The organism is Stenotrophomonas sp. YJH_SMC_53 (assembly GCF_059369995.1).
Genome location: NZ_JCAFTF010000015.1, coordinates 82220 through 100343, shown reverse-complemented (window position 1 = coordinate 100343; position 18124 = coordinate 82220). Strand labels below are relative to the sequence as shown.

Sequence of the window (18124 nt, the reverse complement as noted above, 5' to 3'; positions counted from 1 at the left end):
GCACTACCGAATCCTGATTTCATCCAATGAAAAGCCCCCGGTTCGGCCGTCCCGCGATCTGTAGGGGGGCGTAGTTAGGGGGCTGGATGAATCGATTGTGTTGTTGTGGGCAGGAGCGCGCAAGCGGCATAAGCGACGTGCGCGGTAGCGCCGGGCCATGCCCGGCGGTCACGCCTCAGACGATCGCGATCCCTGCCTTGCCCAGCGCTTCGCGCACCATCGCGTCGTTGGCTTCGGTCACCGGCCGGGTCAGCTCCCACAGGAACTTCACCCGGAAGCCGGACTTCACCGCATCCTGCGCGCTCCACAGCACGCAGTAGTCGCGGGCCAGGCCGCACACATGCACTTCGCGGATGCGGCGCTCATGCAGCCAGCCGGCCAGGCCGGTGGCCGGGCGCTCGCCATCAGGGCCGTGGTTCTCGCGGAAGGCGCTGTACGAATCCACCTGTTGGCGCGTGCCCTTGCGCAGGATCAGGTCGGCCACGGTCCAGTCCACATCCGGGTGCAGGTCGGCACCCGCGCTGCCCTGCACGCAGTGGTCCGGCCACAGGGTCTGCGGCTGCGCGTGCAGCAGGATGGTTTCGAACGGTCGCTTGCCGGGGTGCTGGCTGGCGAACGAGGCGTGGTCGGCCGGGTGCCAGTCCTGGGTCGCCACCACGGTGCGGTAGCGGCGCTGCGCCAACAGATCGCCAATCGGTGTTACCAGCGCATCGCCCTGGTCGCAGGCCAGCGCACCGCCGGGCATGAAGTCCGGCTGCAGGTCGATCACCAGCAGAGCGACATCGGCGGGCAGGGCGGTCATGGCAGTTCCGGTACAACAGAAGGGGCGACCAGCGTGGCCGCCCCATGCCTGCACGTCAATCGCCCTGCGGCGCCTCAGCGTCCTGCCCGTAGTACAGCAGGCCGATCCTGATCCGCTCGCGGCCGTTCTCACGGCGATGGCGGTTGGCATCGCGCAGCGAGTACACGCAGCCGCAGTACTCCTGCTGGTAGAACTGCTCGCGCTTGCTGATCTCGATCATGCGGCTGGCACCGCCGCCCTTGCGCCAGTTGTAGTCCCAGTACTGCAGGCCTTCATAGCGCGACGCCGCGCGGATGCCGCAGTCGTTGATCTGCGCCATGTTCTTCCAGCGCGAGATGCCCAGCGACGAACTGATGGTGTCGTAGCCGTGCTCGTGCGCGTACAGCGCGGTGCGTTCGAAACGCATGTCGAAGCACATCGTGCAGCGGATGCCGCGCTCGGGCTCGTTCTCCATGCCACGCGCACGACTGAACCAGTTGTCGGTGTCGTAGTCGCAGTCGATGAACGGAATGCCGTGCTGCTCGGCGAAGCGGATGTTCTCCTGCTTGCGCAGCTCGTACTCCTTCACCGGATGGATGTTGGGGTTGTAGAAGAAGATCGCGTAGTCGATCCCGGAAGCGGTGATCGCCTCCATCACTTCGCCCGAGCACGGCGCGCAGCACGAATGCAGCAGCAGGCGCTTGCCATCGGCGGGCAGGGTCAGGGTGGGGCGTTGGAACTCGGTCATCGTGGCGTGCGTCAGGGCGTGGGAGCGGTCTGGCCGGTTACCGTGAACAGGACGCGCGCGGCCACGCCGCCTGTACGTGCAGGCTGGCGATGGCCCCGGCACCCTCCCCGCGGAGAGTCCAGGTCGAATCAGGGGACGGTCGTGTCCCCCGGCCGGGGCCGGTATTCGGGCTGATGGACACGGGCCGCAGCCCACCTACTCCCTGCCGCTTCCCAGGCGCGAGCCCAGTGCTGTTGGCAGGATTCGTTTCCATTCACCGCTGCGGGGCAGCTCCGGAATGGGCGCACGAAGCGCCTTCACCGGATTCCCGTTTAACTCCCTGCCGCCATCCAGCCACGGCAGGGATACCTTCGGCGTGCCCACGGTGGACGCGTTGCCGGCGTGGGTCAAGGGGCACCGGGGTCGGAGCCCTTTGCGCTGCAACGGGATCCGACCCCGGTCGGGATGCGCCTCAACGCCCCGCCGCAGCCCGCGCGCGGATCTCATCCAAGCGCTGGTCGTGCAGCAGGCGCCCGTTCTCCCACACGGTCACCATCGCATCCTCGAAGCCGTCCGGCAGCGTCTCATCGCCATCACACGGCAACGCCACCGTGTGCAGGCTGCCGTCATCCAGGCGCCGCAGCAGGCGCATGCGGCCACGCTTGCTGGTCTTGCCGGCATCGGTGACCGGGTCCTTGTAGACGTCGATCCACTCACCCTCGACCCGTGCTGCCGAGCACTTCAGCGCGAACTTCTGGGTGTCGCGGTCCAGCCGCTGCAACAGCGCGCCGCCCATGCCGAAGGCCACGTTGTCGGCGGCGAAGCCGTCTTCGGTGATGCGCTGCAGGATGGCGCGGATCGTATCCGGGTTGATGCCATCGCCCTGGATCACCCGCACGTGGTTGAGTACGCGGTAGCCCTTGCCGTTGAGGGTGTGGCCGAATGCTTCATCCAGCCGGCGCAGGCTTTCGGCCACCACGTCCACCGGGTCACCCGAGTCGGGGCGGATGACCAGGGTGGCGCCCGAAGCGATCACTTCATCACGCAGCGTCGTGCCCCAGTGTTCACTGATCGCGCGGTAGATGTCATAGCTGTCCGACACCACTGCCACGATCGCGCCCGGCTTGCCGAACTGGCGCAGCATGTTGCGGTAGGCGTCCACTTCGCGCTCGCGGCCCCAGCTGGTGATGGTGCTGTGCTCGGCGGCGGGAATCGAATAACCGGCCATCGGCGCGTGATAGTGCGCGCGGGCCAGGCACAGGGCCGAGACGGTGTCGGTGCCGAGGAAGTTGACCAGGTGTGCGGCACCACCGAGCGCAGCCGATTCCAGGCTCGATACACCGCGCGCGCCGAAGTCGTGCAGCTTGAAGGGCAGCTGCCCCTGCGGATCGTCGCTGGTCTGCTGCAGGAACGCAGCAATGGTCTGCCGTGCATGCCAGCTGATGGTGGCCACGGTGACCGGGTACCACACGCGCAGCAGCAGCGTTTCCAGGTACGACGGCACCCAGAATGCAGCCGGGTCGGTCGACTCGATCGTCATCAGTGCCTGGTGGGTGGGTACCACGCTGCCCTCGGGCACGGCACGGATGCGCACTGGCAGGTTGCCCCCGAGCCGGTCGACGATATCGCGCCAGCCGGCTTCGTTGAACGGCTCGCCATGGGCGGCGAATACCGCAGCAGCGTCGTCGATGTCAGCGTGGGTGACCGGCCGTGCCAGCGCGTCCTTGAGGATCGCCTGCAGGCCGAAGAACACCGTGCGATCGTGCAGGCCGCCACGTGATTCGACGTAGAAGAACGTGGCATCGGTACCCGGCGGGTACTGCAGCCAATGGCTGGCCTTGTAGCTGTCGGTGTTGAGGAGAAGATTATCGAGGTAGTGCATGACGGAAGCTCCTTCGCGTCGAGTGACACCAGCGGTCTATCCGCCAGTGGGGAGAGCCGGGCAGGTCAGCCGCGGCCGAGGAAATACTCCAGGATGTGCAGGTGGTCCTCGAACAGCTGCGGGCCCATGTCCAACGCCTCACTCACCGGTATCCAGCGCGCCTTGTCGGCGTCGTCGCCACCGCGCACCGGCGGCAGGTCACCGGCCGGGAATTCGAAGTGGAACCCGTGGGTGATGGTGCGGCCGCGCTGGCTGCGGTCGGGGTGGTCGAATACCTGCTGGCCCTTCAGCGAACCCTTCAGCACCGGCAGCGGAATCTTCAGACGGGTTTCCTCGCGCAGTTCGCGCAGGCAACTGTCCAGCAGGCTCTGCTCCTGGCCAACGAAACCGCCGGGCAGCGCCCACAGGCCCTTGCCGGGCTCCGAACGGCGCCGTACCAGCAGCACGTGGCCCGAATGCACTACCACCGCATCGGTGGTGACGAAGGTGGGCGCGTAGGGCGCATCCTTCCAGGCGGCCTTGTACTGTTCGATGAAGCGGTACTCGGCCACCAGCTGGGCATACGCAGGCGCGCTTTTGCGGAACGCTTCGAGCATGTCGTACACCGGCGCCGGCACATTGCCACGCAGCATCAGCAGCGCGCCGTGGAAGTCGACGTCGCCGGCTTCGAACAGGTAGCGCCGCAGCTCGGTGGCCGACAGGGTGGCGGTGTGCTGCACGTCCACCAGCGGCCATTGCGGGAACTCCCTCAGGTAGTAGCTGGAGGCATCCTTGTCCATGCCGATCAGGCCGACCTTGGCATCGGCGGCGGCGCCGTCGTTGCGCAGGGCTTCGGCCACCTGGCGCTGCACGTTGGCGATCCACTGCGCTTCGTTGTACAGGTGGTCGCGCAGCGGGCGGATCAGCAGGCGGTCGGTGTGGCCATCGAGGGCTGCCTGGATCATCACGGCGCGTTCGGCCACGGTCCAGGGATTGCGGAGGCTGCGGGGGGTATCGGCAGAGCCGACCAGGAAGATCAGCTTGCGGGCCCGGCTCAGGGCCAGGTGGGCAACGGCGGCGTGGCCGTTGTGGAAGGGCTCGAATCGCCCGATGAAGACGAGATAGTCGAATTCCATGAGAATCCCTCATGTCGTTGTGGCAGCCGCGGGTCTGTCCCTTGGCTTGCTGCAGATGCTACGCCGATGGTGGGGCCGGTCAAGCCTGCAGGCCTGCCATCTGCTGAACGCCGCAGATTCCCGCCCGGACTGCGGTGGTGTTCTCAGGCCCTGAGAAGCCGCTGCGCCATACTGGCATTCACGCGGCGGACGGCATGCTCGGGGGCAAGACGGTGGCGGACAAGTACTGCGATCTGGTCATGAAAGGCGGCATCACCAGCGGCATCGTGTACCCCAATGCGGTACTGGCGCTGGCACGCGAGTATCGGTTCAAGAGCATCGGCGGCACCTCCGCTGGCGCCATCGCTGCGGCGGTAGCGGCTGCGGCGGCATGCGGTGATCGCCGCATGCAGGCCGGCGAGCACCTGCCCGGTGATGCCGGTTATGGCGGGCTGTCGGCGGTGTCGGCGCAGTTGTCGCGGCGCGGGTTCATCTACAGCCTGTTCCAACCGGCGCGGGGCGCGCGCGCGGCCTATCGGCTGCTGGTGGTGCTGACCGGCAATGCCGGCCTGCCGCACAAGCTGCTGTGCCTGGCGGTGGCGGTATTCGAGATCGCGCCGCTGGAAGTGCTGGTGTCGCTGGCGCTGCTGGTCGGCCTGGGCTGGTGGGGCGGTGGCTGGAGCGGCGTGGCCGCAACGCTGCTGCCGTCGCTGCTGTGCGCCTACGGTGCAGGCGTGGCCGGAGCCGCGTTGCGCGTTGCGCGTGTGGCCCGGCGCAACCTGCTGGGCCTGTGCAGTGGCCTCGGCCGCGATGCACGTAAACCGGCATTGACCGAGTGGCTGCATGAATGCCTGCAGCAGTTGTCCGGCAAGCCGCTGGATGCACCGCTGACCTTTGCCGACCTGCACGAGGCGCCGCGCTATGCCGGCGAGCCGGACAGCCCGCATGCGATCAGCCTGCAGATGATCACCACCTGCGTGTCGCACAATGAACCACGCACACTGCCGCTGGGCGGCGCGCAGTTCTGGTTCCTGCGCGAGGAGTTCGAGCAGTTGTTCCCCGCCAGCGTGGTGCAGTGGCTGGTGACGCAGGCCGGCCCGCCGCTGGAGGTGGAAGGGCGCCGGTACTACCACCTGCCGCAGGGCCCGAAGCTGCCGGTGCTGGTGGCCACGCGCATGAGCCTGAGTTTCCCGTTGCTGATCAGCGCGGTGCCGCTGCATGAGCCCTCGCGCCGCGAGCGCCGCTGCGAACCCACTGCACCGGCCGCCGACCAGGAACACAACGTGGCCGACAGCATGGAAGGGCTGACCAGCGCTGGGCAGACCTGCGGCCCGGTGATCACCGCGTTCCGCATCTGCTGGTTCTCCGATGGCGGCATCAGCAGCAACTTCCCGATCCATCTGTTCGATGCCGCGTTGCCGCGCTGGCCGACCTTCGCCATCAACCTGGTCTACCCGCAGCATGCCGAAGACGTGGGCCACGGTAGTGATGGCCGCCAGGCGCTGGAACATGCCGTGTTCCTGCCCACCGAGAACCGCCACGGCTGGCAGCGGACCTACCAGTCGATCGCCAGACCGTTGGCGGCGGCCGAGCTGGGTCGCTTCCTGTTCGCGGTGGTGGCGACCATGCAGAACTGGCGCGACCTGCTGCAGGCGCGCGCGCCGGGTTACCGTGACCGCATCGTGCACGTCAGCCTGCAGGGCGACGAAGGCGGCATGAACCTGGACATGCCGCAGGAGGTGCTGACCCGCATCGCCGACAAGGGCAGCCTGGCGGGTGCGCGCTTCTGTTCGTTCTCGTTCGGGAACCACTACTGGATCCGCTGGCGAAACCTGGCCTCGGCCTACCAGCGCTACACGCTGGAAGTGGCGCGTACCGACGACCCGGCGCAGCAGGTGCTGGCCTACCGCGCGGCGTACTCGATGGTTGCCCGTGGCGAGCCGGCACCGCCGTCGTACAAGCTGGGCTCGGAAGACAAGCGTCGCGGCTCGCAGCAGCTGTGGGCGCAGATGGTCGAGCAGGGCCGCACCTGGGAAGACCTTGGCCCGGACCTGACCGACGGCGCACCGCGCCCGCTGCCGCAGATGAAGGTGACGCCGATCTACTGACCCGGTAGTAGAACCACGCCATGCGTGGATGAACGTCCATCGAAATCGAATATTTCGAACATTCATCGAAGAGCATCCACGCATGGCGTGGATCTACCGTGTCGACCAAGGTCGACACCTACCAGAGCAATACGTCGTTCCGACAGATGGAAGGAAACTGTCGAAGGCGGGGTGGTGTCGGATTGCGGGGTGTCCGCGGCATGGATGCCGCGGCCAAGCCCCCAGGGACGGGTTCACGGCGTCCCCGCAATCCGACACCGCCCCGCAATCCCACGGAATGCCAGCTTTTGCTGTTGCTGTTGCTTCGGCTTCGGCAGGTGCAGGGCGCAGCCCTGCCGAACCAACCCTATCGCCCCGGTAACTGCGCGAACGCACGCTGCATGCAGTCCTCGCGTGGGCACACCCGGCAACCCGGTCCGATCGAAACCGAGTTCCCTGGGCTCTGCACATCCAGCCCCAGCGAATACACCAGGCGTTCGGCATGCTGTAGATCGCAGCCCAGCGCCACCGCGAAGGTCTTGCGCGGCTGGCCATGGCCCACCGGGCCACTGCTGACCTGCCGCGCCAGCCAGAAATGGCGGCGCCCGTCGGGCATGCGCGCGGTCTGGGTAAGGATGCGCCCGGGCTGGTTGAACGCCTCGTAGACGATCCACAGCGGGCACGAGCCGCCCACCTGCGAGAAATGGAAGTCGGTGGCCGAATGGCGCTTGGACACATTGCCGGCACGGTCTACGCGGATGAAGAAGAACGGCAGGCCGGGCGCACTGCGCCGTGCCAGCGTGCTCAGCCGGTGGCAGACCGCCTCGAAGCCGACGCCGAACTGGTGCGCCAGCAGTTCGATGTCATAGCTGCTGGCCTCGGCCGCACGCAGGAAGCGCATGTAGGGCATGACCAGCGCGCCGGCGAAGTAGTTTGAAAGACCCACCCGTGCCTGCGCGATGCGTGCGTCATCGGTGAAGCCGGCACGCGCCACCACCGCATCGATCTGCGGCAGGTAGCCGTGCAGGCCCAGTTCGGCGGCCATCTGGAACGCCTGCTGGCCCGGCTCCAGGTAGTCCGGCAGCCACAGCCGCCGCGTACCCGCATCGTACTGGCGCTTCTCGCGCCCGGCCTGCAGTGCGGCCACTTCCACCAGCACGCCGTGACGGTCGGCCAGCAGCTGGCGCAAGCGCGGCGCCACATGCCCGGGCGAGAGTCCCCACTCGGCGAACAGGCGCTCGGCCAGTTCGTCCAGCTCGGGAATGTGGTTGTGCATGCGGTTGAAGAACTCGCGCACCTGGTCGCCGGCCGGCAGGGTGCCGCCGGCGCCGGGCTCGCCCAGCTGGAATTCCAGCGCGGCGGCATGCTCGCGCAGTGCCAGGTGGCGGCGGTGCAGGTCCAGCAGCGCACGGCTGACCTGCGGCAGGTTGCCCGCCAGGGCGCGCAGTTCGGTGGCACTGACTTCGGCCAGGCCCAGGTCGCGCAGGGTCTCGCCCAGCGCTTCCTGCAGCGCGGCGGGCTCATCTTCGTCGAACAGCGCGGAAACATCGCCCAATACCTCGCCCAGCTTCTTCTGCACCGCTGGTGTGAGGGGGCGCTTGTTGCGCTCGATCTGGTTCAGGTAGCTGGCCGACAGCCCCAGCGCCCGCGCCAGGTCAACCTGGCTGTAGCCGCGCTGTTCGCGCAGGCGCAGCACGCGCAGGCCGAGTTGCCGCTGGGGAGCTGGGGTATTCACAAAATTAACAGGAATCGTGGGGTGTGTTGGCCAGATTAAGCGGATTCAGCCCGGAAATCGAGGTGCGTGCTGTGAATAATGCCAAGCATCTTTCGCACCCTGTGGGATTGTCGTCATGACTGTTGAAGCGCCCCGTATCCGCATGCTGATCGATGGCCAGTTCGTTGAATCGGCCACCTCCCACTGGCAGGACGTGATCAATCCGGCCACCCAGGACGTGCTGGCCAAGGTGCCCTTCGCCACCACCGGTGAAGTGGACGCCGCCGTCGCAGCCGCCAAGGAAGCCTTCAAGACCTGGCGCAAGACCCCGATCGGCACCCGTGCGCGCATCTTCCTGAAGTACCAGCAGCTGATCCGCGAAAACATGAGCGAGCTGGCCCACATCCTCACCGCCGAACAGGGCAAGACCCTGCCGGACGCCGAAGGCGATGTGTTCCGCGGCCTGGAAGTGGTCGAGCACGCCGCCGCCATCGGCAACCTGCAGCTGGGCGAGCTGGCCAACAACGTGGCCAATGGCGTGGACACCTACACGATCATGCAGCCGCTGGGCGTGTGCGCCGGCATCACCCCGTTCAACTTCCCGGCGATGATCCCGCTGTGGATGTTCCCGATGGCGATTGCAACGGGCAACACCTTCATCCTCAAGCCGTCCGAGCAGGACCCGATGGTCACCATGCGCCTGGTCGAGCTTGCCCTGGAAGCCGGCATTCCGAAGGGCGTGCTGAACGTCGTCCACGGCGGCGAAGAAGTGGTCAACGCGATCTGCGACCACCCGGACATCAAGGCCGTGTCGTTCGTCGGTTCCACCCGCGTCGGCACCCACGTGTACAACCGTGCCTCGCTGGCCGGCAAGCGCGTGCAGTGCATGATGGGCGCCAAGAACCACGCCGTGGTGCTGCCGGACGCCAACAAGGAACAGACCCTCAACGCGATGGTCGGTGCGGCCTTCGGCGCCGCGGGCCAGCGCTGCATGGCCGCCTCCACCCTGGTGCTGGTCGGTGAAGCGCGCAACTGGGTGCAGGATCTGGTCGAAAAGGCCAAGACCCTGAAGGTCAGCGCCGGCACCGTATCCGGCACCGACGTCGGTCCGGTCATTTCCTGCAGTGCCCGCGAGCGCGTGGAAGGCTTGATCGCCTCGGGTGTGGAGCAGGGCGCCTCGCTGGTGCTCGATGGCCGCAACCCGCAGGTGGATGGCTTCGAGAAGGGCAACTTCGTCGGCCCGACCATCTTTGCCGGTGTCACCACCGACATGCGCATCTACCAGGAAGAAATCTTCGGGCCGGTGCTGGTCATCCTCGAAGCGGAGACGCTGGAAGACGCCATCGCGATGGTCAACAGCAACCCGAACGGCAACGGCACCGCACTGTTCACCCAGTCCGGCGCGGCCGCGCGCAAGTTCCAGGAAGACATCGACGTCGGCCAGGTCGGCATCAACGTGCCGATCCCGGTGCCGGTGCCGCTGTTCTCGTTCACCGGTTCGCGCGCCTCCAAGCTGGGCGACCTGGGCCCATACGGCAAGCAGGTGGTGCTGTTCTACACCCAGACCAAGACGGTCACCGCGCGCTGGTTCGATGACGAAACGCTGAGCCACGGCGTCAACACCACGATCAGCCTGAAGTAACGGCAGGAGCAGCCATGAGCCACTCGATGACGACGGAACTGGAAGAAGCGCAGCAGGCGTACCGCGAGGCAGCGCGCGACTTCGCACAGGCCGAACTGGCGCCACACGCCGCGCGATGGGATGCGGAGGGCATCTTTCCGCGCGAGGCGATCGCCAAGGCCGGTGAACTGGGCTTCTGCGGTCTGTACATGGACCCGGAAGTGGGCGGCAGCGGCCTGAGCCGGCTGGACGCCGCCGTCGTCATCGAGGAGCTCGCCAACGTCGATCCGTCGACTGCGGCCTACATCAGCATCCACAACATGGCCTCATGGATGGTGTCCACGTGGGGCCAGCCAGCACTGCGCGATGCGTGGGGCACTGACCTGTCCTCAGGCAACAAGCTGGCCTCGTACTGCCTGACCGAACCGGGTGCCGGCTCCGATGCGGCCTCGCTGAAGACCACCGCCGTGCGCGACGGCGATCATTACGTGCTGAACGGCTCGAAGGCCTTCATCTCCGGCGCCGGTGCCACCGAACTGCTGGTGGTGATGGCACGTACCGGCGGTGCCGGTGCTGGCGGCGTCAGCGCCATTGCAGTGCCGTCGGACCTGCCGGGCATCAGCTTCGGCCGCAAGGAAGAGAAGATGGGCTGGAACAGCCAGCCCACCCGTGGCATCACCTTCGAAAACGTCCGCGTGCCGGTCAGCCACCTTCTGGGAGAGGAAGGCGGCGGCTTCAAGCTGGCGATGAAGGGGCTTGATGGTGGCCGCATCAACATTGCCGCCTGCTCGCTGGGTGCCGCGCAGGGCGCGCTGGATGCCGCGCGCCGCTACATGGGCGAGCGCCGCCAGTTCGGCAAGGCGCTGGCCGAGTTCCAGGCGCTGCAGTTCAAGCTGGCCGACATGGTCACCCAACTGGTGGCCGCGCGGCAGATGGTGCACACCGCCGCACGCAAGCTCGATGCCGGGGCCAGCGATGCCAATGTGTGGTGCGCGATGGCCAAGCGCTTCGCCACCGATGCCGGTTTCAACGTCTGCAATGAAGCGCTGCAGATCCACGGTGGCTACGGCTACATCCGCGAGTACCCGATCGAGCGCCTGCTGCGTGACTGCCGCGTGCACCAGATCCTGGAAGGCACCAATGAGATCATGCGGGTGATCGTTGCCCGTCACCTGCTCAACACCGAAGAGGAACTGCGATGAAGGATTGGCGTACCCAGGAGCACGTGGGCCTGAAGGTCGAGGCCGACGGCCATACCGCCGTGGTCACCCTGAACAACCCGCCGGCGCACACCTGGACCGTGCACAGCCTGTCGGCGCTGCGCGACCTGGTCGGCGCGCTCAACGCAGACCGCGACATCTACGCGCTGGTGATCACCGGTGACGGCGAGAAGTTCTTCTCCGCCGGTGCCGACCTCAACCAGTTCGCTTCCGGCGACAAGGCCGCAGCGCGCGAAGCCGCGCGCCGTTTCGGCGAAGCCTTCGAGGCGTTGTCCGGTTTCCGTGGCGTGTCGATCGCCGCGATCAACGGCTACGCGATGGGCGGAGGCCTGGAATGCGCACTGGCCTGCGACCTGCGCATCATCGAAGAGCACGCCCAGGTGGCGCTGCCGGAGGCCACCGTTGGCCTGCTGCCGTGCGCCGGTGGCACCCAGAACCTGCCGCGCCTGGTCGGCGAAGGCTGGGCCAAGCGCATGATCCTGCTGGGTGAGCGCATCAACGCCGAGACCGCGCTGCGCATCGGGCTGGCCGAAGAAAAGGTCGGCAAGGGCGAAGCCAAGGCACTGGCGCTGGAATGGGCGAAAAAGGCCGGCAAGCAGAGCCCGACCAGCATCGCCGCCTGCAAGACGCTGGTGCAGTCCACCCGCACCGGCACCCACGCCTCGGCGCTGGTGGCCGAGCGCGAAGCCTTCGTCGACCTGTTCGACACCGCCGACCAGGTCGAGGGCGTGACTGCCTTCCTGGAAAAGCGCGCCGCGCAGTGGAAGAACGCATGAGCGCCGACACCGCTGCCGACGACGCACCGGTGCTGTTCGAGGAGCGCGTGGCCGGTAACGGCGTGCGCATCGGCCTCGCCACGCTCAACGCGCCGCGCACGCTCAATGGCTTCTCGCTGCCGATGGCACACCTGCTGCTGGAGCAGTTGAACGCTTGGGCCGACGACGACGGCATCGCCATGGTGGTGCTGCAGGGTGCTGGCGAAAAGGCGTTCTGCGCCGGCGGCGACCTGCACAGCCTGTACAAGGCCATGGTCGCCTTCCGTGAGGACGGCCGCAGCGACATCCGCGAGAACGACTACGCCGCCGAGTTCTTCGACGTTGAGTACCGCGTCGATTACCTCATCCACACCTACGCCAAGCCGATCCTGTGCTGGGGCCACGGCATCGTGATGGGCGGCGGCATCGGCCTGATGTCCGGCGCCAGCCACCGTGTGGTCAGCGAGCGCTCCAAGCTGGCCTTCCCGGAAATCACCGTCGGCCTGTTCCCTGATGTCGGTGGCAGCTGGCTGCTGCCGCGCGTGCCGGGCAAGGGCGGGCTGTTCCTGGCCCTGACCGGCGCGCTGCTCAACCCGGGCGATGCCATCTACGCTGGCCTGGCCGATGTACATGTGCCCGAAGAGCGCCGCAGTACGGTGTTCGATGCGCTGCTGCAGGTGGCCTGGTCCAGTGACTCCGCACACAACCACGAACGCCTGACCCATCTGCTGCAGGCGCATGCCAGCGATGCCGCCACCGGTCCGCTGCTGGCCAATGCGGCGCAGGTCGATGCGTTGTGCGAAGGCGATGACCTTGAAGCCATTGTCGCGCGCATTGCCGGCCTGCAGACCGATGATGCGTGGTTGCAGGCGGCACAGAAGACCCTCGCCGCCGGTGCGCCGGGTTCGGCACGGTTGTCGTACGAGCTGCAGCGCCGCAGTGCCGGCCAGGATCTGGCCGCGATCTACCGCCTGGAGTACATCGTCGCCCTGCATTGCGCCGCCCACGGTGATTTCGCCGAAGGCATCCGCGCGCTGCTGATCGACAAGGACCGCAATCCGCAGTGGAACCCGGCCACCCTGGCCGAGGCCACCGGTGCGTGGGCCGACACCTTCTTCGCTTCCCCCTGGGCCGCTGCCGCGCATCCGCTGGCCGACCTGGGCACTCCCCTTGTTGAAAGGAGCCTTGCATGAGCCGCATTGCATTCATCGGGTTGGGCAACATGGGTGGCCCGATGGCCGCCAATCTGGTCAAGAACGGCCACACCGTGCGCGTGTTCGATCTGGTCCCGGCCGCGGTGCAGGCCGCCGTCGATGCCGGTGCCAGCGCGGCGTCGTCGGCACGCGACACCCTGGCCGATGCGGAAGTCGTGATCTCGATGCTGCCGGCCAGCCGCCACGTCGAAGGCGTCTACCTGGGCGATGACGGCATCCTCGCCGCAATCCCGGCCGGTGCACTGGTCATCGACTGCAGCACGATCGCACCAGCCAGTGCCCGCAAGGTCTCGGAAGCGGCCGCCGCGCGTGGCCTGCTGATGATCGACGCGCCGGTCTCCGGCGGTACCGCCGGCGCCCAGGCCGGTACCCTGACCTTCATCGTCGGTGGCGAAGAGGACGCGCTGGAGCGCGCCCGCCCGGTGCTGCAGGCGATGGGCAAGAACATCTTCCATGTCGGCGCCAGCGGTGCCGGCCAGGTCGCCAAGCTGTGCAACAACATGGCGCTGGGCGTGATCATGGCGGTGACCGGTGAAGCCATCGCACTGGGCGTGGCGCACGGGCTGGACCCGAAGGTGCTGTCGCAGATGATGGCGGTCAGCACCGGCCGCAGCTGGGCCACCGAAGTGTGCAACCCGTGGCCGGGCGTGCTGGAAAATGCGCCGGCCTCGCGCGGCTACAGCGGCGGTTTCGGCAGCGATCTGATGCTGAAGGACATGGGCCTGGCGGTGGAAGCGGCGATGAGTGTCGGCGCCTCGATCCCGCTGGGCGAAGTGGCCCGCAACCTGTACTCGATGAATCACCAGGCCGGCCGCGGCAAGCTGGATTTCTCCAGCGTCGTGCAGCTGATCACAAGCGAAAAATAAGGTTTGGATATGTAGAGCCGAGCCCATGCTCGGCTGCTTTTCCGCCGGATGTTCCAGCGCCGGACGGATCAGCCGAGCATGGGCTCGGCTCTACAGAAGCAGATGCGTCCCCGGCCATGTGCCGGGGACCACCCGGGGTGGGATGGGCGGATGCTTGGTTTCGACCGGCATCCGCCCATTTTTTTGCGCCGCGCGCGGGCAGTGCCGGCCGCTGGCCGGCAGCAGCGCATCAGGCAACGATCAGCGTCACGTCGATGTTGCCGCGGGTGGCATTCGAGTACGGGCACACGATGTGTGCCTTCTGCACCAGTTCTTCCACCTGCTCGCGCGGCACGCCCGGCACGTTGATGGTCAGCTCGGCCTCGATGCCGAAACCGGTCGGGATCTGGCCGATGCCGACCTTGCCGGTGACGGTGGTGTCGGCCGGCAGCGCGACCTTGGCCTGGCCGGCCACGAACTTCAGCGCGCCCAGGAAGCAGGCCGAGTAGCCGGCGGCGAACAGTTGTTCCGGGTTGGTGCCTGGGCCACCGGCGCCGCCCAGCTCGCGTGGGGTCGACAGCTGGATGTCCAGCACGTTGTCGGAGGAGACGGAACGGCCTTCGCGGCCGCCGGTGGAGGTGGCCTGGGCGGTGTACAGAACCTTTTCGATGGACATCGGGATGCTCCTGGTCAGTGGGTGGGTGTTGCGTTGGAGCCTACTTTGCCCGCTTTCCGCGTACGTTGGGTTGCAACGCGTACGAAAAACTTGATCGATCGTCCTGTTGGCCTAGATCGTCCACTCGCGGTCGGTGGTGAACATGATGGTCAGCCAGCGGTCCGGCGAGGCCTCGCCCAGCGCTTCGCCGATCTCGTCGCGCAGCCGGTCCCATTCCACCAAGGGCCGCGGCGGGTCGTCTTCCGGCACCACAAAGAACAGCTCGATCTGCTCGCCACGCCCCACCTGCGCGACGTAGCTGCGGTGCTCAACGAAGCCGTGCCTGGCCACGATCGCGCGTGCCACCGCATCCACATGCGCCTGCAGTTCCGGCGGGGTGACCAGCAGGATGCCGGCCAGCGCCCGGCGCACGGTGCCGAGCGGGGCGATCATCACCAGCACGCAGACGAAGGCGAGGATGGCCGGGTCGATGTACGGCCCGACCCAGGCCCAGGAGGTGCCCCGCACCAGCACGCCGCCGAGGAAGGCCAGCAGGTAGCAGGCCGACATGCTGGCCGCGATCACCCAGTTTTTCGCATCCAGTGCGATGAACTCCGAGCCGATGCGGCGGTTGGCGCGCAGCACGAACCAGGCCAGCGCACCTTCGCCGACGATCGACAGCCCGGCGAAGGCGATGGCCGGACCGAGCGCGATGTGGCGGCCGCCGGACATCAGCGCGTCGACCGCATTGACCAGCGCATACAGCGCAGCGCCGATCATCAGCGTGCCGCTCACCCCCAGCACGATCGGCTCCAGGTGCCAGAAGCCCATGGTGAAGCGCTGGTTGAGCCGCGACTGCAGCGCGTCGGTGCTGGTGGACAGTGCGATCAGCCGCGCGACCAGCAGTGACAGCCAGGTCATCACCACATCGATCAGGCCGTAGATGCCGTCGAAGATGATCAGCGAGGAATTGGCCAGCAGGCCGAACACTACCGCTGCCGCGGCCAGCAGCAGTGAGCCTGCGATGGACAGGCGCAGCACGCCTTGTTCGGTGGCGGGATCGAAGAACTGTGCGTGGTCGGTGGCCATGGCGCGATTGTAGAGCGGAGCCATGCTCCGCTGCCGTTGCGGACTGTCGACGCTGTCCCTTGGCAGCCCTGTGCCGTAGACTGCGTCCCTCCCACGTACCGATTCCCGCCTGCAGTGATCACGCCACCCTGACCCTTGCCGCATCTCGGCAGCCGGCCCGCCCGGCTCAGGAACCCGCGTCTTTCCACTGCAGCGCCATGCGGCCACGCCCGCGTGCGCGCGGAGTTTTTCCATGCAAACGTCCTACCCCCTGCGCCAGCAATGGCTCGGCAACATCCGTGGTGATCTGCTGTCCGGCATGGTCGTCGCCCTGGCCCTGATTCCCGAGGCCATCGCCTTCTCGCTCATCGCCGGCGTCGACCCCAAGGTCGGCCTGTACGCCGCGTTTTCCATCGCGGTGGTCACCGCCATCGCTGGCGGCCGGCCGGGCATGATCTCCGCCGCCACCGGTGCAATGGCGCTGGTGATGGTCGACCTGGTCAAGGACCATGGCCTGCAGTACCTGTTCGCCGCCAGCATCCTGGCCGGCCTGCTGCAGGTGCTGGCCGGTGTGTTCAAGCTTGGGTCGCTGATGCGATTCGTCTCGCGCTCGGTCATCACCGGCTTCGTCAACGCGCTGGCGATCCTGATCTTCCTGGCGCAGATGCCGGAACTGATCGGCCGCGGTCCCACCGTCTACGTGCTGTGTGCCGCCGCACTGGCGATCATCTACCTGCTGCCGCGCCTCACCCGCGCTGTGCCTTCGCCGCTGGTGGCAATCGTCGTGCTCACCGCCGTAGTGATCGGCTTTGGCGTGGACGTGCGCAGTGTTGGTGACATGGGCCAGCTGCCGGACAGCCTGCCGCAGTTCCTCATCCCCGATGTACCGCTCAGCTGGGAAACGCTGCGCATCCTGCTGCCGGTGTCGGCCACGCTGGCCGTGGTCGGCTTGCTCGAATCGATGATGACCCTGCAGATCGTCGAGGACATCACCGAGACGCCCAGCGAGCGCAACCGCGAATGCGTCGGCCAGGGCGTGGCCAACACGGTCACCGGGTTCCTCGGCGGAATGGCCGGCTGCGCGATGATCGGCCAGTCGGTCATCAACGTGACGTCTGGTGGCCGCGGCCGCCTGTCCTGCCTGGTGGCCGGCGTGCTGCTGCTGGTGCTGGTGGTGTACGGCAGCGACCTGGTGCGGCAGATCCCGATGGCTGCGCTGGTGGCGGTGATGATCATGGTCAGCATCGGCACTTTCAGCTGGCGCTCGCTGCGCGACCTGCGCACGCATCCGCGCAGTTCCTCGGCCGTGATGTTGCTGACCGTGGTGGTCACCGTGGCCACCCACGACCTGGCCAAGGGCGTGCTCAGTGGCGTGCTGCTGTCGGCGCTGTTCTTCGCCCGCAAGGTCGGCCGCATGCTGGAGGTGCAGCGCGAGGATGCCGGAGACACGCAGGTCTACCGCGTACGCGGGCAGGTGTTCTTTGCGTCTGCCGGCCAGCTGGGCGCGGCGTTTGACTACCAGCACGTCGCGCCGAAGGTGCAGATCGACCTGCGTGACGCCCACCTGTGGGACCTGACCGCAGTGGCCGCGCTGGAACGTGCGCAGGAAAAGCTGGCCGCGCATGGGGCGGAGGTGGTGGTGGTAAGCCTCAATGTGGCTAGCCAGACGCTGATCGAACAGGTGGGCGGGCGCGCGGGCGGGCATTGAGGCTTACGCATCCTGCTTCTGCGACGAGGTGCACGCATTCTGAATCCGGTCAGGCATCTGAAACCGGCGCTCGCGTAGCATGCGTTTCCTGATGGGGCCGATGGACGGCCCCGCGTTGACGGGCCACGCGCCTGGATGCCAAGGAGATGCAAGCAATGCAGGGAATAAACCACCTTCCAGCGGCCCCCCGTGAAACGTTCGGCAAGGCTGGGGCCATCGCCCTTGCGCTGGCCTTTGGCCTCAGCCTGGCGGCATGCCAGGCCAAGAGCCCGGAGGCGGATACGGCAGCTGCCCCCGCGGCCGCCGCACCGGCCACTGCATCGCCGCCCGCCACTGCAGAGCCTGCACGTGCCGCACCTGCCACGACGGTGGCCGATGCCGATGACCAGGACATGCCGCCGCAGCGCCCGGATGATTCCTACAACAAGGCGACGTTGCGGCCGCAGTATGCTGCATGCGTGAGATCCAGCGGCGGCGAGACATCGGCACTGCAGGCGTGTGGTGATGACGAGCTTGCTTGGCAGGAGCAGCGGCTCGAGCAGGCTTTCATGAAGATCGTTGACGGCCCCGATGGCAAGGACAAGGACAGGCTGATGGACGAGCAGGCTGCCTACATGTCCGATACCAATCGCTACTGCAGCTGGAACCCTGCCGAAGACGGGCAGGGGCAGATGCTGGACGCGCAGTCCTGCCGGATCAATCGCACCGCCAACCGTGCCGATGTGCTGCAGGCACTGACCTCAAAGTAAATCC

General features: G+C 67.1%; 15 protein-coding genes and 1 riboswitch. Of the genes, 8 read left to right on the top strand and 7 right to left on the bottom strand.

Features of this window, described 5'->3' with window-relative positions; genetic code table 11:
* Positions 1-175: 175 nt before the first annotated feature.
* The 4 genes from pncA to AC5P7X_RS18865 form a co-directional block, all read right to left on the bottom strand.
* Positions 176-802 carry a bifunctional nicotinamidase/pyrazinamidase gene (gene pncA, locus AC5P7X_RS18880; protein ID WP_206619879.1) on the bottom strand — a complete coding sequence of 209 codons (627 nt, stop codon included), beginning with the start codon at positions 800-802 and terminating at the stop codon, positions 176-178.
* A 55-nt stretch (positions 803-857) separates the two neighbouring features.
* Positions 858-1529, bottom strand: a complete 672-nt coding sequence (locus AC5P7X_RS18875; RefSeq protein ID WP_061480745.1) for an epoxyqueuosine reductase QueH — start codon at positions 1527-1529, stop codon at positions 858-860.
* Positions 1530-1668: 139 nt separating this feature from the next.
* Positions 1669-1882: riboswitch (cobalamin riboswitch) on the bottom strand.
* Between the two features lie 98 nt (positions 1883-1980).
* Entirely contained in the window at positions 1981-3390 is a 1410-nt protein-coding gene (locus tag AC5P7X_RS18870) for a nicotinate phosphoribosyltransferase (RefSeq protein WP_206619880.1), read from the bottom strand.
* A 65-nt stretch (positions 3391-3455) separates the two neighbouring features.
* Positions 3456-4505, bottom strand: coding sequence for a bifunctional nicotinamide-nucleotide adenylyltransferase/Nudix hydroxylase (locus AC5P7X_RS18865; protein WP_053498734.1), 1050 nt, complete (start codon positions 4503-4505; stop codon positions 3456-3458).
* Between the two features lie 194 nt (positions 4506-4699).
* Here AC5P7X_RS18865 and AC5P7X_RS18860 point away from each other — a divergent pair, with 194 nt between their 5' ends.
* Positions 4700-6592: a patatin-like phospholipase family protein gene (locus AC5P7X_RS18860; RefSeq protein ID WP_495215259.1), complete on the top strand. Its 1893-nt coding sequence runs from the start codon at positions 4700-4702 to the stop codon at positions 6590-6592.
* A gap of 346 nt (positions 6593-6938) precedes the next feature.
* Here the strand turns inward: AC5P7X_RS18860 and AC5P7X_RS18855 are convergent, their stop codons facing one another.
* On the bottom strand, positions 6939-8306 hold the full coding sequence (locus tag AC5P7X_RS18855) for a helix-turn-helix domain-containing protein (RefSeq protein ID WP_495215258.1): 1368 nt from the start codon (positions 8304-8306) through the stop codon (positions 6939-6941).
* 115 nt (positions 8307-8421) lie between these two features.
* On the opposite strand from AC5P7X_RS18855, the gene AC5P7X_RS18850 reads away from it, so the two are divergent.
* From AC5P7X_RS18850 to mmsB, 5 genes are read left to right on the top strand one after another with little or no spacing between them, the layout of a single operon-like run.
* The gene (locus AC5P7X_RS18850) at positions 8422-9927 is read left to right on the top strand and encodes a CoA-acylating methylmalonate-semialdehyde dehydrogenase (RefSeq protein WP_206619882.1); all 1506 of its coding nucleotides are present in this window, start codon (positions 8422-8424) and stop codon (positions 9925-9927) included.
* A 14-nt stretch (positions 9928-9941) separates the two neighbouring features.
* Positions 9942-11108: an acyl-CoA dehydrogenase family protein gene (locus AC5P7X_RS18845; protein WP_095378605.1), complete on the top strand. Its 1167-nt coding sequence runs from the start codon at positions 9942-9944 to the stop codon at positions 11106-11108.
* Complete coding sequence (locus AC5P7X_RS18840; protein ID WP_005420654.1) at positions 11105-11902, top strand: enoyl-CoA hydratase; 798 nt, start codon at positions 11105-11107, stop codon at positions 11900-11902. The genes AC5P7X_RS18845 and AC5P7X_RS18840 overlap by 4 nt, the downstream gene beginning before the upstream one ends.
* Positions 11899-13074, top strand: coding sequence for an enoyl-CoA hydratase/isomerase family protein (locus AC5P7X_RS18835; protein ID WP_053498743.1), 1176 nt, complete (start codon positions 11899-11901; stop codon positions 13072-13074). The genes AC5P7X_RS18840 and AC5P7X_RS18835 overlap by 4 nt, the downstream gene beginning before the upstream one ends.
* On the top strand, positions 13071-13961 hold the full coding sequence (mmsB, locus tag AC5P7X_RS18830; protein WP_372485085.1) for a 3-hydroxyisobutyrate dehydrogenase: 891 nt from the start codon (positions 13071-13073) through the stop codon (positions 13959-13961). Before AC5P7X_RS18835 ends, mmsB begins: the two co-directional genes overlap by 4 nt.
* A gap of 229 nt (positions 13962-14190) precedes the next feature.
* Here the strand turns inward: mmsB and AC5P7X_RS18825 are convergent, their stop codons facing one another.
* A complete protein-coding gene (locus AC5P7X_RS18825) occupies positions 14191-14616 on the bottom strand; it encodes an organic hydroperoxide resistance protein (RefSeq protein ID WP_004153735.1) in 426 nt (141 codons plus the stop codon).
* A 111-nt stretch (positions 14617-14727) separates the two neighbouring features.
* A complete protein-coding gene (locus AC5P7X_RS18820; protein ID WP_495215257.1) occupies positions 14728-15708 on the bottom strand; it encodes a cation diffusion facilitator family transporter in 981 nt (326 codons plus the stop codon).
* 208 nt (positions 15709-15916) lie between these two features.
* Here AC5P7X_RS18820 and AC5P7X_RS18815 point away from each other — a divergent pair, with 208 nt between their 5' ends.
* Both AC5P7X_RS18815 and AC5P7X_RS18810 read left to right on the top strand, forming a co-directional pair.
* Positions 15917-17371, top strand: coding sequence for a SulP family inorganic anion transporter (locus AC5P7X_RS18815; RefSeq protein WP_065178425.1), 1455 nt, complete (start codon positions 15917-15919; stop codon positions 17369-17371).
* 155 nt (positions 17372-17526) lie between these two features.
* The gene (locus AC5P7X_RS18810; protein WP_053498749.1) at positions 17527-18120 is read left to right on the top strand and encodes a lysozyme inhibitor LprI family protein; all 594 of its coding nucleotides are present in this window, start codon (positions 17527-17529) and stop codon (positions 18118-18120) included.
* Positions 18121-18124: the final 4 nt, after the last annotated feature.

Bases quoted from the DNA above. Each gene is read 5' to 3' on its own strand.
- AC5P7X_RS18835 (WP_053498743.1), top strand. From the start codon at position 11,899: ATGAGCGCCGACACCGCTGCCGACGACGCACCGGTGCTGTTCGAGGAG.
- AC5P7X_RS18845 (WP_095378605.1), top strand. From the start codon at position 9,942: ATGAGCCACTCGATGACGACGGAACTGGAAGAAGCGCAGCAGGCGTAC.
- AC5P7X_RS18860 (WP_495215259.1), top strand. From the start codon at position 4,700: ATGCTCGGGGGCAAGACGGTGGCGGACAAGTACTGCGATCTGGTCATG.
- AC5P7X_RS18815 (WP_065178425.1), top strand. From the start codon at position 15,917: ATGCAAACGTCCTACCCCCTGCGCCAGCAATGGCTCGGCAACATCCGT.
- AC5P7X_RS18820 (WP_495215257.1), bottom strand. From the start codon at position 15,708: ATGGCTCCGCTCTACAATCGCGCCATGGCCACCGACCACGCACAGTTC.
- AC5P7X_RS18825 (WP_004153735.1), bottom strand. From the start codon at position 14,616: ATGTCCATCGAAAAGGTTCTGTACACCGCCCAGGCCACCTCCACCGGC.
- AC5P7X_RS18870 (WP_206619880.1), bottom strand. From the start codon at position 3,390: ATGCACTACCTCGATAATCTTCTCCTCAACACCGACAGCTACAAGGCC.
- AC5P7X_RS18850 (WP_206619882.1), top strand. From the start codon at position 8,422: ATGACTGTTGAAGCGCCCCGTATCCGCATGCTGATCGATGGCCAGTTC.
- AC5P7X_RS18865 (WP_053498734.1), bottom strand. From the start codon at position 4,505: ATGGAATTCGACTATCTCGTCTTCATCGGGCGATTCGAGCCCTTCCAC.
- AC5P7X_RS18875 (WP_061480745.1), bottom strand. From the start codon at position 1,529: ATGACCGAGTTCCAACGCCCCACCCTGACCCTGCCCGCCGATGGCAAG.
- AC5P7X_RS18840 (WP_005420654.1), top strand. From the start codon at position 11,105: ATGAAGGATTGGCGTACCCAGGAGCACGTGGGCCTGAAGGTCGAGGCC.
- pncA (WP_206619879.1), bottom strand. From the start codon at position 802: ATGACCGCCCTGCCCGCCGATGTCGCTCTGCTGGTGATCGACCTGCAG.
- mmsB (WP_372485085.1), top strand. From the start codon at position 13,071: ATGAGCCGCATTGCATTCATCGGGTTGGGCAACATGGGTGGCCCGATG.
- AC5P7X_RS18810 (WP_053498749.1), top strand. From the start codon at position 17,527: ATGCAGGGAATAAACCACCTTCCAGCGGCCCCCCGTGAAACGTTCGGC.